This window comes from Eubacterium callanderi, from assembly GCF_900142645.1.
GTDB lineage: Bacteria > Bacillota > Clostridia > Eubacteriales > Eubacteriaceae > Eubacterium > Eubacterium callanderi.
Genome location: NZ_FRBP01000012.1, coordinates 30,883 through 45,699, shown reverse-complemented (window position 1 = coordinate 45,699; position 14,817 = coordinate 30,883). Strand labels below are relative to the sequence as shown.

Genomic DNA, 14,817 nt, shown 5'->3' with positions numbered 1-14,817 from the left:
AGAGTGATCATTTTGGGTATGACAATGACTCAGAAAATATTGGCGGCACATGCTGGTCTGGAATCCGTAAAACCGGGTGATTTGATCATGGCAGACCTGGATCTGGTGTTGGGGAATGATATTACCTCACCGGTAGCCATCAATGTTTTTAAAAATATTAATAAGGAAACCGTTTTTGACAAAGACAAGGTTGCGCTGGTCCCAGACCATTTTGCGCCGAACAAGGATATTAAGGCTGCGGAGCAGTGCAAACAGGTGCGCTGTTTTGCCTGTGAGCAGGATGTCACCAACTATTTTGAAATCGGCGAAATGGGTGTAGAGCATGCTCTGCTGCCGGAAAAGGGACTGGTCGTTGCCGGCGATGTCGTGATTGGGGCAGATTCGCACACCTGTACCTATGGTGCGCTTGGGGCTTTCTCAACCGGTGTGGGTTCTACCGACATGGCCGTTGGTATGGCAACCGGTAAAGCCTGGTTTAAGGTACCGTCTGCCATTAAATTCAATCTGACTGGCGCTTTCAAAGAAGGTGTTTCAGGAAAAGACCTGATTCTTCACATTATCGGAATGATTGGTGTGGATGGTGCGCTTTATAAATCAATGGAATTTGCCGGAGAGGGTGTGTCAAGCCTGACGATGGATGATCGCTTCACCATTGCGAATATGGCCATTGAAGCTGGCGGTAAAAATGGTATCTTCCCTGTCGACGATAAGACCATCGAATATATGAAGGAGCATTCTACCAAGGAATACAAGGCCTTTGAAGCAGACGCAGACGCCGAGTATGACGCTGTGTACGATATTAATCTGGCAGATATCAAGTCTACGGTAGCATTCCCGCACTTGCCTGAAAACACTAAAACCGTTGATGAAATTACTGAACCGGTTAAGATTGACCAGGTTGTTATCGGCTCATGCACCAATGGACGTTTCTCAGACTTTAAAAAGGCCGCAGATCTGATGCGCGGTAAGCATGTTGCCAAAGGAATCCGTGTTTTGATTATCCCAGCAACTCAGCAGATTTACCTGGATTGTATGGAAGCGGGATATTTAAAAGACTTTATTGAAGCGGGCGCAACGGTGAGCACACCGACCTGCGGGCCATGCCTGGGCGGACATATGGGGATTCTGGCAGCGGGAGAACGCTGCGTTTCCACAACAAACCGTAACTTTGTCGGACGCATGGGCCATGTGGACTCGGAAGTCTATCTGGCGAGCCCCGAGGTTGCGGCGGCATCTGCTATCCTGGGCCGTATTGCCGGACCAGAAGAATTATAAAAAGGAGGAACGCATCATGAAAGCAAAAGGAAAAGTATTTAGATATGGCAACAATGTTGATACAGACGTTATTATTCCCGCAAGATACCTGAACACCAGCGATCCTCTGGAATTAGCGGAGCATTGTATGGAGGATATTGACAAGGATTTTATAAAACGCGTGGAGGACGGCGATATCATCGTCGCTGATGATAATTTTGGCTGCGGCTCTTCAAGAGAGCATGCGCCCATTGCCATCAAAGCCTCAGGTGTCTCCTGTGTAATCGCCAATAGCTTTGCGCGTATTTTTTATCGCAATTCCATCAATATCGGGCTGCCGATTCTGGAATGTCCGGAAGCGGTGGCAGCGATTGAAGCAGGCGACGAAGTAGAAGTGGATTTTGACTCTGGCGTTATCACTGACGTGACCAAGGGACAGAGCTTCCAGGGACAGGCATTCCCTGAATTTATGCAGAAGCTGATCGCAGCAGGCGGCCTGGTAAATTACGTCAACGAGAATCTCATTTAGCTTCATTATATACAGGCTGGATTTCCAGCCTGTGCTTTGAAAAAAATTGAGTAGGTTACAGAGGAGAAAAATCAATGAATTATAAAATAGCAGTTATTAAAGGGGACGGAATCGGTCCTGAAATCGTAGAAGCCAGCATGAAAGTGCTGGATAAAATTGGTGAAAAGTACAATCATACCTTTGACTATACAGAAGTTCTGGCAGGGGGCGCAGCTATTGATGCCTGCGACACACCGCTTCCGCAGAAAACGGTGGATATCTGTAAAGCCAGTGACGCTGTATTGTTAGGTGCCCTCGGCGGTCCAAAGTGGGATAACCTGCCAGGGGACAAGCGACCAGAGGCCGGCCTCTTAGGCATTCGCAAGGCTCTTGGCCTGTTCGCGAACCTGAGACCAGCCATGCTTTTTGAAGAACTGAGAGACGCTTCGCCGTTAAAATCTGAGATTATCGGCGATGGCCTGGACGTTTTAGTTGTCCGTGAGCTGACTGGCGATGTATATTTTGGAGAAAAGAAAAAAGACGGCGATTTTGGCGCCTCTGACTTAATGAATTACACACGGCCAGAGGTAGAAAGAATTGCCCGGGTAGCCTTTGACAGCGCGAAAAAGCGCGGCGGAAAAGTAACCAGTGTCGACAAGGCAAATGTCCTTGAAACCTCACGCTTCTGGCGTTCAGTGGTTCTTGAAATTGCCAAGGAATATCCAGATGTCGAGCTGGATCACCTGTATGTCGATAATGCGGCCATGCAGCTTGTCATTAATCCGCACCAGTTTGATGTTATTTTGACAGGAAATCTTTTCGGCGACATTTTATCCGATGAGGCCAGCATGCTTACTGGGTCGATTGGGATGCTGCCCTCGGCCAGCCTGGGCGAAGGCAAGTTTGGCATGTATGAACCGATCCATGGCTCAGCGCCAGATATCGCTGGGCAGGATAAGGCCAACCCGATTGCCACAGTGCTGTCTGTTGCAATGATGCTGCGCTATTCCTTAGGCCTTTCGGACGAGGCAGATAATATTGAGGAGGCAGTGAAAAAGACACTTGCCCAGGGTTACCGCACTGGCGATATTGCCGGTGACAATAGCAATGTTGTCGGCTGTGTCGAAATGGGTGAGAGAATTATTTCTAGTTTATAATAATAAGGAGAAAAATTATGCGTAGTGATTCCGTAAAATCAGGAATGCAGAATGTGCCGAAACGGGCGCTTCTGAGAGCGCTTGGCCTGACTGAAGAAGAAATGACAAGACCCTTGATTGGTGTTGTTAACTCTTATAATGAAGTCGTTCCGGGGCATATGAATCTCGATAAAATTACAGAAGCCGTAAAAGCCGGCGTTCGTCTGGCTGGCGGCGTTCCCCTGGAATTTCCAGCAATCGCTGTCTGTGATGGAATAGCAATGGGCCATCAGGGAATGAAATATTCTCTGGTTACCCGAGATCTGATTGCCGACTCTACCGAAGCCATGGCAATGGCCCACGCCTTTGACGCTATGGTAATGATTCCGAACTGCGATAAAAATGTTCCCGGACTTTTAATGGCGGCAGCCCGCCTTAATCTGCCTGCTATTTTCGTCAGCGGCGGCCCAATGCTGGCCGGACGGGTAGGTGATCTGAGAACAAGCTTTTCCAGTATGTCAGAAGCGGTAGGCTCTTATACTGCTGGGAAAATGTCTCAGGAAACACTGGAAGAATATGAATGTAACACCTGCCCGACCTGTGGCTCTTGCTCGGGGATGTACACTGCTAACAGCATGAACTGCCTGACTGAGGTTTTGGGGATGGGTCTGCGGGGTAACGGCACAATCCCGGCCGTTTATTCCGAACGTCTGCGTCTGGCAAAACGCGCGGGTATGCAGATCATGGAACTGCTCGAAAAGGATATTCGTCCAAAGGATATTATGACAGCGGATGCTTTCAGAAACGCATTGACAATGGATATGGCACTGGGCTGCAGCACGAATTCGATGCTGCACCTGCCGGCGATTGCCCATGAATGTGGTGTGGATCTGAATCTGGAAATTGCCAACGAGCTCAGCGAGAAAACACCGAATCTGTGTCATTTGGCGCCTGCGGGCCATACCTATGTGGAAGACCTGAACGCCGCTGGCGGGATTTATGCGGTTATGAGTGAAATTAACAAGCTTGGTCTGTTAAAAACAGATTTAATCACGGCCACAGGAAAAACAGTGGGCGAAAATATCGAAGGGGTTCATAATCTGAATCCTGAGGTTATCCGCCCTGTCGAAAATCCTTACAGCAAAACCGGTGGTATTGCGGTTCTGAAAGGAAGCCTGGCACCAGATACCTGTGTGGTTAAGCAGTCCGCGGTCGTACCGGAAATGCTCAAGCATGAAGGCCCTGCCAGAGTGTTTGAGAGCGAGGAAGCAGCGCAGGAGGCCATTAATAATGATCAGATTAATGCTGGCGATGTGGTGGTTATTCGCTATGAAGGACCAAAAGGTGGCCCGGGCATGCGGGAAATGCTGAATCCAACTTCTGCCATCATGGGAAGAGGGCTTGGCAGCTCTGTTGCGTTGATTACAGATGGCCGTTTCAGCGGCGCCACCAGAGGCGCCTGTGTCGGTCATGTTTCACCAGAAGCGGCGGCCGGCGGCCCAATCGCTTTTGTAGAGGAAGGCGATATCATTTCCATTGATATTCCTAACCGCAGCATTGAGCTGAAGGTCAGTGAGGAAGAACTGGCTAAACGCAGGGAGGGCTGGACGCCAAAAGAACCGGAAATTAAAACGGGTTACCTGGCCCGTTATGCAAAGCTTGTGTCTTCTGCAAATAAGGGAGCTATTTTAGAATAGTCAAGGCTAGCGGCTCTTATAAAATATCGTACTGCCAGATATTATTTTAGGCAGTACGATTGATTTATATTTGCCGTTAACCAGAGAAATAGAGGAGAGAACTATGAAAAAAGCAGAAAAATTATTAGGATCAGAGATTGTCGTACGCTGTCTCGAAGAATTGGGAGTTGAACATGTTTTCTCTTTCCCGGGCGGCGTTGTCATACCACTTTTTGATGCTTTCTACCGGATGGATCATAAAATTGCTCAGATCGAGCCATGTCATGAACAAAATGGTGTTCATGCGGCTGACGGCTATGCCCGTGTCAGCGGCAAGGTGGGTGTTGCGATTACGACATCTGGTCCGGGAGCCACCAATGCCATTACCGGAATTGCCAATGCTTATCTGGACTCTGTGCCTTTGGTTGTTTTTACCGGACAGGTGGCACAATCCTTGTTAGGAAAGGATTCTTTTCAGGAAATTGATATTGTCAGCGTAACGATGCAGATTACAAAGCACAGCTTTCAGGTAAGAGATGTCTCCATGCTGGCGCCATCCATTTACGAGGCATTTAACATTGCATCTACAGGACGGCCGGGTCCTGTCGTCATTGATATCCCAAAAGATATCTTTATGACTGAAACAGAGTATGTTCCTCTGAGCGATGAGCGGAAGCCTGTAAACTATTTTCCAACGCCGAGCCGCGACGCGCTGGTTCGTTCCGCGGAGTTTATTAACCGTGCTGAACGGCCAATGATCTATGCCGGCGGCGGTGTTTTAAAATCTGGCGCAAGCGAAGAGCTGGTCGCTTTTGCGGAAAAAGCTGGGATTCCTGTTGCCAATTCCCTGATGGGCCTGGGCTGTATCCCGAGAGATAATCCGCTTTCACTGGGCTTTGTCGGAATGCATGGTTCTCAGGAGTGCAACTTAGCGGTGATCAATTGTGATACCCTGATCGCCATAGGTGCCCGTTTCAGTGACCGTGTAACCGGTAATATTAATGAATTTATGCGGGATAAAAAAATTATTCACATTGATATTGACCCGACAGAGTTTGAAAAGAATATTCAGGTTAATGTTCATATTCAGGCTAATATCAAGGATGTGCTGCCAGCGCTCTCTAAGCTGGTGGAAGAGAAGAAGCATCCTGAATGGTATAAGCAGATCGCGGAATGGCCGCTGCCTGAACGGCCTAAAAATGAATACAATCCTAAAAATATGCTGGAGCATATCAACGATGTTTTCAAGGACGCTTATGTTGTAACCGAGGTTGGCCAGCATCAGATGTGGGTTGGCCAGTATTGGAAATTTAAATTCCCAGGCCAATATGTTACCTCCGGCGGGCTTGGCACCATGGGCTTTGGCTTAGGCGCCGCGGTGGGTGTTCAGCTTGCTAAACCGGATAAAGATGTTATCCTGGTTGCAGGCGATGGAAGCTTCCGTATGAATTGTCAGGAGCTTATTACGGTGAAGCGTTATAACCTGCCCATCAAGATATTCCTCTTTGATAACCAGACGCTTGGCATGGTGCGTCAATGGCAGAAGCTTTTCAATGAAAAACGTTATGCCCAGACCGATTTAGATCAGGGAACTACGGACTATCTTCAGCTGGCGGCTGCCAGCGGCATCAAGGGCTTTGAGGTTAACAGCCTTGAAGAGCTGGATGATGCGCTTGAAAAGATCAAAGATATGAAGGAGCCGGTGCTTGTTCATTGCAATATTTCCAAGGAAGAGGGTGTATACCCGATGGTTCCGGCTGGAAAACCAATTGATGAAATTTATTATGAATAATCGGAAAAAGCCTCATTCTTTAATGAGGCTCTTTTTTAAATGGAAAAATATGAGAATATTTCGTTGTTTATTTATAAAAAGTAAAAATGGGTATATAATAGAATTGACAAAGACTGTTTTTTAAATTAAAATTATTCTAAAATGTTTTATTATTGAGAGTAGAAAATTAAAAGAAAGTGGTGAATACTTTGAAAAAATGGAGATGTACGGTCTGCGGTTATATTCATGAAGGGGATACACCGCCCGCGGAGTGCCCGATCTGCGGTGTGGGACCGGATAAATTTGAATTAATTGAAGAAGAAAAGCCTAAAAGATGGCGCTGCACAGTCTGTAATTATATTCATGAAGGGGATACACCGCCGGAAAAATGCCCGATCTGTGGCGTGGGACCGGATAAATTTGTGCTGGTAGAGGATGAGCCCGAGGATGGTCTTTCTAAGGAAGAAAAGGATAAGCTGCAAAGCCTGCTGTTTAATGTCAGCTATGGATTATATATCATTTCTTCAAAGGATGGGGACAAAATTAACGGCATGACCTCGAACAGCTTCATTCAGATTACGGACACGCCGCTGCGCGGCAGTGTGTGCCTTAACAAAGGAACCCGCACAGCTGAAATGATCGAAAAATCCGGTGTGTTTGGCGTTTCGGTCCTTGGCCAGAATAACCATGATCTGGTAACGCATTTTGGTTTTCAGAGTGGTCACACCGTAGATAAATTTAAAGATGTTTCTTATATTACAGGTGAAAAAACAGGGTGTCCTGGCCTGCCAAATACCTTATGCTTTATTGAGCTGGAGGTAGAAAAAACGGTTGACCTTGGAACACACAATATGTTTATCGGCAAAGTTGTCGGCGGCGAAGCTTTTCACAAGTCAGAGCCTATGACCTATGCGTATTACCGGGCAACACGGTAAGAAAATTATAAATCTGTCATGATGACGGATTCAATCTGCCAAAGAAGTGGCGCAGTCTCGGCCTGCGCCCTTTATCCAGATAAGAAAAAAGGTCCAAGCGCTGCGGTAAACGGTCGGGAATCACGCCTTTTTACCAGAAATGCCGGACACTGGAGAGATTAAGCGTCTTCTTTATTGAAGAAAATACAGGTGTAAAGGCAGTGCCCGCAGGACATCTTTTTCTTCCTTAGGTAAAAGGCTCCATCTCTTGAGGTTTTTGATATGCTGAATCCGTCATGATGACGGATTTTTTTTATTTTTCATTTGACATTAAACAGTTTTAAATTTATAATTAGTTTCACATGAAACTATTAACTAGCTTTTACTTAAGAAGAAGAGAGGAAAAAGTATGTCGGAAGAAATGATTAAGAAACAGGATAGTTCGTATTTTGCGACTGAGCGAATCGGAAAGCTTATCGCTAAATTTGCAGTGCCCTGCGTTGTGTCAATGCTTGTCAATGCACTCTATAATATTGTTGACCAGATATTTATTGGGCAGGGGGTAGGATACCTTGGAAACGCCGCCACAAATGTGGCTTTTCCGCTGGTAACCATCTCTCTGGCCATTGCGTTGCTTATCGGTGACGGGTGTGCGGCTTATTTCAGTCTGAAGCTGGGCGAAGGGAAAAATGAGGAAGCCGCCAGAGGTGTGGGAAATACGATTACCATGCTGACGATTGCTGGAATTCTTTTTTTTGTTTTTGGGATGCTCTTGTTAAAACCGATGCTGCATCTGTTTGGTGCAACGGAAACTGTTTTTCCTTATGCTGAAGCCTATACCCGCGTTATCGTTATTGGTCTGCCTTTTGTACTGGTGGGCGCGGGGTTAAATTCAGTTGTTCGTGCAGACGGAAGTCCGCGTTTTTCGATGGCTGCTATGATTGTAGGCGCTATTATCAACACTATTCTGGACCCGGTATTTATTTTTATCTTTGGGTGGGGCGTCTCGGGTGCTGCTTTTGCGACAATTCTTGGACAGATTGCCACCTTTGTCATTACGATGTTTTATCTGGTGCGCTTTAAAAATATTACCTTAAAAAAAGAGTATCTGAAGCTAAAGGGAAAAATTTGCAAGATGGTCTGCTCGCTTGGCATTTCAAGCTGTGTAAACCAGCTGGCAGTTACGGTCGTCGTCATTGTGACCAACAATGTGCTGGCATATTACGGCGCAATGTCTCCATATGGCGCGGAGATCCCTTTATCTGCCATTGGTATTGTCATGAAGGTAAACCAGATTCTGATGTCCATCCTTATTGGAATCGGCGTGGGCTCACAGCCAATCATTGGTTATAATTACGGAGCTCAGAATTACGATCGTGTGAAGAAAACCTTTTTTATGTCTGCGGGAATTGCGACGGTGTTTGCCTGTATCGGATTTGTGCTGTTTCAATTTTGTACACAGGGCATCGTCAATATTTTTGGACAGGAGGACGCATTGTACAATGATTTTGCACTCAGGACCTTTCGTGTTTTTCTGTCAGTCTGCTTTTTAAACGGTTTTCAGATGGTAACCTCGATCTTTTTTCAGGCCATCGGTAAACCGTTAAAGGCTACCTTGATTTCGCTGTCAAGGCAGATTCTTTTTCTGATACCGCTGTTTATCATTCTTCCCGCCTTTACGGGTGTCACCGGCGCCCTATATGCAGGGCCGATTGCAGATGCCATGGCATTTTTGTTAGCCTTGATTTTAGTCATGTTTGAAATGAAACACTTGAATTTATTGGCAAAAACAGGTAAACTAGAATTAGAAATCAATGAATAAAGGGGGAAGCTGACATGAGTGAACGTATTATTATAACCATTGCCCGTCAGTTTGGCAGCGGAGGAAGAAACATTGGTAAGAAACTGGCAAAAGCACTGGAGATTCCGTTTTATGATCAGGAGCTTATTGATGAAGGCGCTAAGGAAAGCGGTATTAATCCGGAAATGGTTAAGGATCTGGAAGAAACTCCGACCAACTCCCTGTTGTATTCCATTGCCACCAGTTCATTCTTTGGTGCCGGGCATTTTTCACCAACCGTTGAGCTGCCAATGACCGACCGTTTGTTTTTGGCCCAGTCTGATGTGATTCGTAAATTTGCAGCCGAAGGCTCCTGTGTTATCGTGGGACGCTGCGCAAATTATGTTCTCAGGGATGATGAGGATACTGTGGATGTCTTTATTCATCGCGATTTTGAGGAGCGGGTTAATCAGGTATCTAAAATCTATGATTTAAATCTGAAGAAGGCTGAGGAGACGGTTAAAAAGATTGACAAAAGAAGAAGCAACTACTACAGCTATTATTCTGACAAAAAATGGGGACAGGCAGATAACTATGACCTGTGCCTGAACAGCGGTGCTTTAGGTGAAGACAGCTGTGTGGATATTATTAAGGCTTTTATCGAAAAACGAAATATACGAAAAAAAGCAAGAGGTTAAAAATCTTGCAGCCCATTGGAGATTTCCAATGGGCTTTTTTGTTTTTTGGGTATAAAGGAAATATGGTGTCAAATCAAAAAAGTTTTATGAAAACGTGACATTTTTGAGCCTTAACCTGTTCGTAATACGCTCTTAACATGGGTTCGCTATAATTGAAGAGTCCTGAACAGAAAAACAAGATTTTGATCAGATAAGAAAAACGAAGATTTAAGGCAAAATACCGCGCGTGATAAACCGGAGTGTAAGTGGTGCGATTTAACCTGATTTTAACATTGGCTTAACATTCTCTGCACGAATCCGGCGGCTTTCTTTGATATGATTACCGTAATGTTAAATTTAGGTTAATCATGAAGGAGAATGAATAATGAAAAGATCTTTGTCTTGGATGGCGGCATTGACAGTGCTGGTTCTGCTGTCTTTTTCGCTTTCTGGCTGCGGCAATGAGGTGACGCCCTCTTATTCAAGTGAAATTTCAGGAGAAATAAATGGAGGGGGCTCCACCTCTGTTCAAAAAATTATAGACGCTGAGGGCGCGGAATTTGGAGCGTTGCATCCGGCAGTAAAATTTACCTACAGCGGCACAGGCTCTTCCGATGGCATTAAAAACGCGGCAAATGGCACGTATTCTTTTGGATGCGCGTCCAGAGAGCTCAAGGAGTCTGAAAAGACAGATCTGACTGAATTGATATTTGCCTATGACGGTATTGCGGTAATCGTCAATGACGAGAACCCTGTAAAAGATCTGACAAAAGATCAGATTAAGGCGATTTATACCGGAAAGATTACAAACTGGAAGGACGTCGGCGGTGAAGACCGCCCTATAGCGGTGGTGTCGAGAGAAGACGGCGCCGGAACACGAACCGCGGTGGAAGAGCTTCTGGATTTTACAGAACAGCTGAAGCCCAGCGCTACAGTCAAGGAAGGCAACGGAAATGTTCAGTCCACAGTCTCAGCAAATCCCAATGCCATCGGCTATGTGTCCATTACCTTTGTGGACCGGTCCGTCAAACCGCTCAGGGTAGACGGGGTGGAGGCGACCATGGAAAATGTGCTGAATGAAAGTTATGCCTTGTCACGGCCATTTTTAGCGCTTTATAATGAAAAAAACCTCACACCGCAGACCAGAGCTTTTCTTGATTTTATTATGACAGACGAGGGACAGACGATTGTAGAAAAAAATGGTGGAATCAGCGTAAGATAGGATTCTACTTTTAAAATAAAATTCTTTAAGAAAGTGAGATCATTTACTTGGAAGAAAAGAAACAAACCAAAGTAGGCGAGAAAGTTGTTGAAAAGATTTTTTTACTTTGCGCCCTTGTATCGATCATCAGCGTCGTTACCATTACCATCTATGTGTTTGTCAACGGGCTGGAGCCTTTTGTTAACGGCTCTTATTCCTTCTGGAAGTTCATTTCAGGGACAGAATGGCGGCCGGGATCAGATATGTATGGTATTTTTTACATGATTGTCGGCTCAGTTTACGCGACCCTGGGGGCCATTGCCATTGGCGTTCCCATCGCACTGCTGACAGCTGTGTTTATCTCCGAGCTGGCAGGCACACGGATTGGAAAAATAGTCCGGTTTGCCGTTGAACTGCTGGCCGGTATTCCCTCAGTGCTGTACGGTGTTTTTGGTCTTGGGATCATTGTGCCCTATGTACTTAAAATTTCGCCTATGGCCCAGGGTGAATCCCTTTTAGCGACGATCATTGTCTTGGCAGTCATGATCCTGCCGACAGTGGTCAGTATCTCTGAAACCTCCATATCCGCAGTTCCAGACGCATACCGCGAGGGCTCTCTGGCCCTGGGCGCTTCTAAGATCCAGACCATCTTCAAGGTGATTATCCCAGCGGCCAGATCGGGTATTATCACAGGTATTATTTTGGGGATTGGCCGGGCGATTGGTGAGACCATGGCGGTTATGCTGGTATGCGGTAATCCTATCGCTGGCATTCCCACCAGTATTTTTGACCAGATCCGGCCATTAACCACCAATATCGCCCTTGAAATGGGCTATGCTTCTGGGGTACATCAGCAGCTTCTGTTCTCTACAGGTGTGGTTCTGTTTGTATTTATTATGATCATCAATTTTATCGTTAATAAATTTGTCGAATCAAAAATTGGAGGCTGAGGAGCATGAGCAGAAAAGTAAAAGACAATTGCGTAAAAGGAATTATTTACGCTGCCACAGCCATTACTCTTGGTATTTTATTATTTATCATTGGTTTTATCTTTGTAAAAGGGATTGGCATGGTGGACTGGAACTTTATCACCCGAGATTTTAACGATAAGGTCGGCTATCAGATGGCGGAAAAGAAAGAGGTTCCCCTCTCGATCAATGAGGCGGATCTTTTGTCAAAATCGGATTACTACAAAAAATATGAAACGCCGGATGGCGAGCCGCTTTATATCGAGTCCTTAGGGGCGGCCATTATGAAGGTCGACTATTCAAAGAGAAACGAACAGCACAAGCAGGTGATTTTCAGTTATATCGAAAAAGATTCGAGCTTAAACGCCACGAAGGACACAACCGGCAAAGGCACAGCGGTCAAAACAGACTATGTACTGGAAAGCGTGGATGGCGCTGACGTGGCAGATTTATCGCTGCAGGAAATTGCCCAGCTGGTCGATGATGGCGGCAGTACGCTCAAGCTGAAGGTGGTCAACCCTGGCGGTGGCATTTTCAGCAATATTATCACAACACTGTATATGGTGTTTCTGTCACTGATCATTGCGCTGCCAATCGGTATTTTGGCGGCCATATACATGACTGAATACGCCAAGCCCGGCAGACTGGTCAACGCGATCCGGTTTGCCACAGAGTGTCTCTCAGGTATTCCGTCGATTATTTTTGGTCTCTTTGGGATGGCGTTTTTCGTTGTCGCCCTGAAATTTCAGATATCTTTACTGTCAGGCAGTTTAACAGTGGCGATTATTCTGCTTCCGGTTATTATAAGAAGCACAGAAGAAGCCCTTAAGACTGTTCCGGTCAGTTATCGTGAAGGCTCCCTGGCACTTGGCGCGACGAAGCTTCAGACGGTGTTTAAGGTCGTGCTGCCCTCAGCGGTTCCTGGTATTGTGACCGCGGTGCTCCTGAGTATTGGCCGGGTAATCGGCGAATCGGCAGCGCTGCTGCTGACGGCAGGGACCGTTGCGCAGATCCCAGGAACGCTGTTTTCACCGGGAAGCACACTGACGGTTCAGGCTTACTATGTGGCTAAGGAAGAGGGAAACATTGAGCTGGCCTGTGCCATTGGCATTGTCATTGTATTGATCGTTATTGTATTGAATATTTTATCGAGGCTGGCAGCGGACAAGCTGGATGTTGCCCATAAAAAATAGACGAGGTTAAAATGGATAAGAAGAAAAAATTTGATGTGAAGGATCTGGATTTATATTACGGCGATTTTCAGGCCTTGAAGAAGATCAATATTGATATTTATGAGAATGAAGTAACCGCTTTTATCGGTCCTTCTGGCTGTGGTAAATCTACATTTTTGCGCTGCCTGAACCGTATGAACGATTTAATCGACTCTGTCCGTATTGAAGGGACGCTGAATTTTGACGGCAAAAATATTTATGAAAAAGATACGGATGTCATTCAGCTCAGAACAAAGGTGGGCATGGTTTTTCAAAAGCCTAACCCGTTCCCGATGAGTATTTATGACAATATCGCCTATGGACCAAAATGCCAGGGCTTGAAAGATAAGAAGAAACTTGATAAAATTGTCCATGACAGCCTGGTGGGGGCAGCGCTGTGGGATGAAGTCAGCGACCGTCTGGGCAAATCGGCTCTTGGCCTTTCCGGCGGACAACAGCAGCGTCTCTGCATTGCCCGAACCATCGCCATGCAGCCGGAGGTTATTCTGATGGATGAGCCAACCTCTGCCCTTGATCCCATCGCTACTTCAAAAATTGAGGATCTTATGGAGGAGCTTAAAAAGAATTATACGATTATCATCGTAACACACTCCATGCAGCAGGCAGCCAGAATCTCGGACAGAACGGCATTCTTCCTTATGGGAGAAATCGTTGAGTATAATGAAACTAACACCATTTTTATGAATCCGGGAGATAAACGTACTGAGGATTATATTACCGGACGATTTGGTTGATAAAGGAGCGAATAATGAGAGAAGTTTATAATGAAGAATTAAAAACCATTAAGAATGAAATTCTGCTGATGTCTTCCCAGGCAGAACGGATGCTGTCCGATTCAATTACAGCGCTGGAAGAACAAAATGTAAAGCTGGCCAGGAGTGTCATCAGCCGAGATGATATCGTGGATTTGAAGGAAATTCAGCTTCAGCAGATCGTCAGCGAGGTTATTGCAAGACAGCAGCCGGTTGCGGGAGATTTGAGAAGGCTTTCTTCAACCTATAAGATTATTACAAACCTTGAGAGAATCGCGGATTTAGCGGTTAATATCTGCCAAAAGGTGATCTGTCTGCGCAAGGAGGAATACTACAAAAAGCTCGATAATATTCCACAGATGGCGAAGATGGTGGAAGACCAGCTGAAAATGTGCATACAGGCTTATATTGATGAGGATATCAGTAAAATGGACGATGTGGTCCGATATGAGGATGAAATTGACCGTTTGAATAATACCCTGCACAGTGACTGTATTGCAGAAATCAACAAAAATCCAGAGATGGCGCTCCAGGCCATGAGTTTTTCCTTTATTGGAAGTCATTTGGAGAGAATTGGCGATCACGCCACCAATATTTTTGAAACAGTATATTTCATTGTGACCGGAAATTACATGGATTTTAATGATTTAAACACAATTCCTGAAGACGAGTAAGTCGTAGCTTATATTTTTGACCAGAGTAGCTTTTTACTCTGGTCTTTATCTTTTTATTGCGAAATAATCAATGATTCTTGACGCGGCGAATCGTGCCTGTTATAATGAGACATAGTCTATAGTGATTTTAATTTAATAACGTTTTTAAAACGTAAAAAGGGCAAATCTGTTGAAAGGCAGAGACGCAAAACTAAAGGGCCTAAAACCGGTAACCGGTAATGGCAGCCAGCTGCTACGGAAATCCATCCTCATCGATGGACACTGCCCGGCTGCG

The 14,817-nt window shown here is 45.6% G+C and carries 13 protein-coding genes and 1 riboswitch; all 13 genes read left to right on the top strand.

The annotated features are described in order from the left end of the window. Positions 1-12 precede the first annotated feature (12 nt). The 13 genes from leuC (at position 13) to phoU (ending at position 14,543) form a co-directional block, all read left to right on the top strand. Positions 13-1,275, top strand: a complete 1,263-nt coding sequence (gene leuC, locus BUC22_RS16080) for a 3-isopropylmalate dehydratase large subunit (RefSeq protein ID WP_013381038.1) — start codon at positions 13-15, stop codon at positions 1,273-1,275. A 16-nt stretch (positions 1,276-1,291) separates the two neighbouring features. Continuing rightward, a complete protein-coding gene (gene leuD, locus BUC22_RS16075) occupies positions 1,292-1,783 on the top strand; it encodes a 3-isopropylmalate dehydratase small subunit (protein WP_013381037.1) in 492 nt (163 codons plus the stop codon). Between the two features lie 74 nt (positions 1,784-1,857). Beyond that, entirely contained in the window at positions 1,858-2,919 is a 1,062-nt protein-coding gene (leuB, locus tag BUC22_RS16070; protein WP_013381036.1) for a 3-isopropylmalate dehydrogenase, read from the top strand. A 17-nt stretch (positions 2,920-2,936) separates the two neighbouring features. Next, entirely contained in the window at positions 2,937-4,595 is a 1,659-nt protein-coding gene (gene ilvD, locus BUC22_RS16065) for a dihydroxy-acid dehydratase (RefSeq protein WP_013381035.1), read from the top strand. A 103-nt stretch (positions 4,596-4,698) separates the two neighbouring features. Next, on the top strand, positions 4,699-6,366 hold the full coding sequence (gene ilvB / locus BUC22_RS16060; RefSeq protein ID WP_013381034.1) for a biosynthetic-type acetolactate synthase large subunit: 1,668 nt from the start codon (positions 4,699-4,701) through the stop codon (positions 6,364-6,366). Positions 6,367-6,545: 179 nt separating this feature from the next. Beyond that, a complete protein-coding gene (locus BUC22_RS16055; RefSeq protein ID WP_123876074.1) occupies positions 6,546-7,280 on the top strand; it encodes a rubredoxin-like domain-containing protein in 735 nt (244 codons plus the stop codon). Between the two features lie 388 nt (positions 7,281-7,668). Continuing rightward, positions 7,669-9,081 carry an MATE family efflux transporter gene (locus BUC22_RS16050; RefSeq protein WP_013381030.1) on the top strand — a complete coding sequence of 471 codons (1,413 nt, stop codon included), beginning with the start codon at positions 7,669-7,671 and terminating at the stop codon, positions 9,079-9,081. A gap of 14 nt (positions 9,082-9,095) precedes the next feature. Further along, positions 9,096-9,737 (top strand): cytidylate kinase-like family protein, encoded by a 642-nt coding sequence (locus BUC22_RS16045; protein ID WP_013381029.1) that lies wholly within the window; start codon positions 9,096-9,098, stop codon positions 9,735-9,737. Positions 9,738-10,101: 364 nt separating this feature from the next. Continuing rightward, positions 10,102-10,938: a phosphate ABC transporter substrate-binding protein gene (locus tag BUC22_RS16040; RefSeq protein WP_013381028.1), complete on the top strand. Its 837-nt coding sequence runs from the start codon at positions 10,102-10,104 to the stop codon at positions 10,936-10,938. A 47-nt stretch (positions 10,939-10,985) separates the two neighbouring features. Further along, on the top strand, positions 10,986-11,867 hold the full coding sequence (pstC, locus tag BUC22_RS16035) for a phosphate ABC transporter permease subunit PstC (protein WP_013381027.1): 882 nt from the start codon (positions 10,986-10,988) through the stop codon (positions 11,865-11,867). 5 nt (positions 11,868-11,872) lie between these two features. Next, complete coding sequence (gene pstA / locus BUC22_RS22565; protein ID WP_013381026.1) at positions 11,873-13,078, top strand: phosphate ABC transporter permease PstA; 1,206 nt, start codon at positions 11,873-11,875, stop codon at positions 13,076-13,078. Positions 13,079-13,089: 11 nt separating this feature from the next. Next, complete coding sequence (gene pstB, locus BUC22_RS16025) at positions 13,090-13,851, top strand: phosphate ABC transporter ATP-binding protein PstB (protein WP_013381025.1); 762 nt, start codon at positions 13,090-13,092, stop codon at positions 13,849-13,851. A gap of 14 nt (positions 13,852-13,865) precedes the next feature. Then, the gene (gene phoU, locus BUC22_RS16020) at positions 13,866-14,543 is read left to right on the top strand and encodes a phosphate signaling complex protein PhoU (RefSeq protein WP_013381024.1); all 678 of its coding nucleotides are present in this window, start codon (positions 13,866-13,868) and stop codon (positions 14,541-14,543) included. 149 nt (positions 14,544-14,692) lie between these two features. Further along, a riboswitch (cyclic di-GMP riboswitch) is annotated at positions 14,693-14,780 on the top strand. Positions 14,781-14,817: the final 37 nt, after the last annotated feature.

Bases quoted from the DNA above. Each gene is read 5' to 3' on its own strand.
- leuD (WP_013381037.1), top strand. From the start codon at position 1,292: ATGAAAGCAAAAGGAAAAGTATTTAGATATGGCAACAATGTTGATACA.
- leuB (WP_013381036.1), top strand. From the start codon at position 1,858: ATGAATTATAAAATAGCAGTTATTAAAGGGGACGGAATCGGTCCTGAA.
- ilvD (WP_013381035.1), top strand. From the start codon at position 2,937: ATGCGTAGTGATTCCGTAAAATCAGGAATGCAGAATGTGCCGAAACGG.
- ilvB (WP_013381034.1), top strand. From the start codon at position 4,699: ATGAAAAAAGCAGAAAAATTATTAGGATCAGAGATTGTCGTACGCTGT.
- BUC22_RS16050 (WP_013381030.1), top strand. From the start codon at position 7,669: ATGTCGGAAGAAATGATTAAGAAACAGGATAGTTCGTATTTTGCGACT.
- BUC22_RS16045 (WP_013381029.1), top strand. From the start codon at position 9,096: ATGAGTGAACGTATTATTATAACCATTGCCCGTCAGTTTGGCAGCGGA.
- BUC22_RS16040 (WP_013381028.1), top strand. From the start codon at position 10,102: ATGAAAAGATCTTTGTCTTGGATGGCGGCATTGACAGTGCTGGTTCTG.
- pstA (WP_013381026.1), top strand. From the start codon at position 11,873: ATGAGCAGAAAAGTAAAAGACAATTGCGTAAAAGGAATTATTTACGCT.
- pstB (WP_013381025.1), top strand. From the start codon at position 13,090: ATGGATAAGAAGAAAAAATTTGATGTGAAGGATCTGGATTTATATTAC.
- phoU (WP_013381024.1), top strand. From the start codon at position 13,866: ATGAGAGAAGTTTATAATGAAGAATTAAAAACCATTAAGAATGAAATT.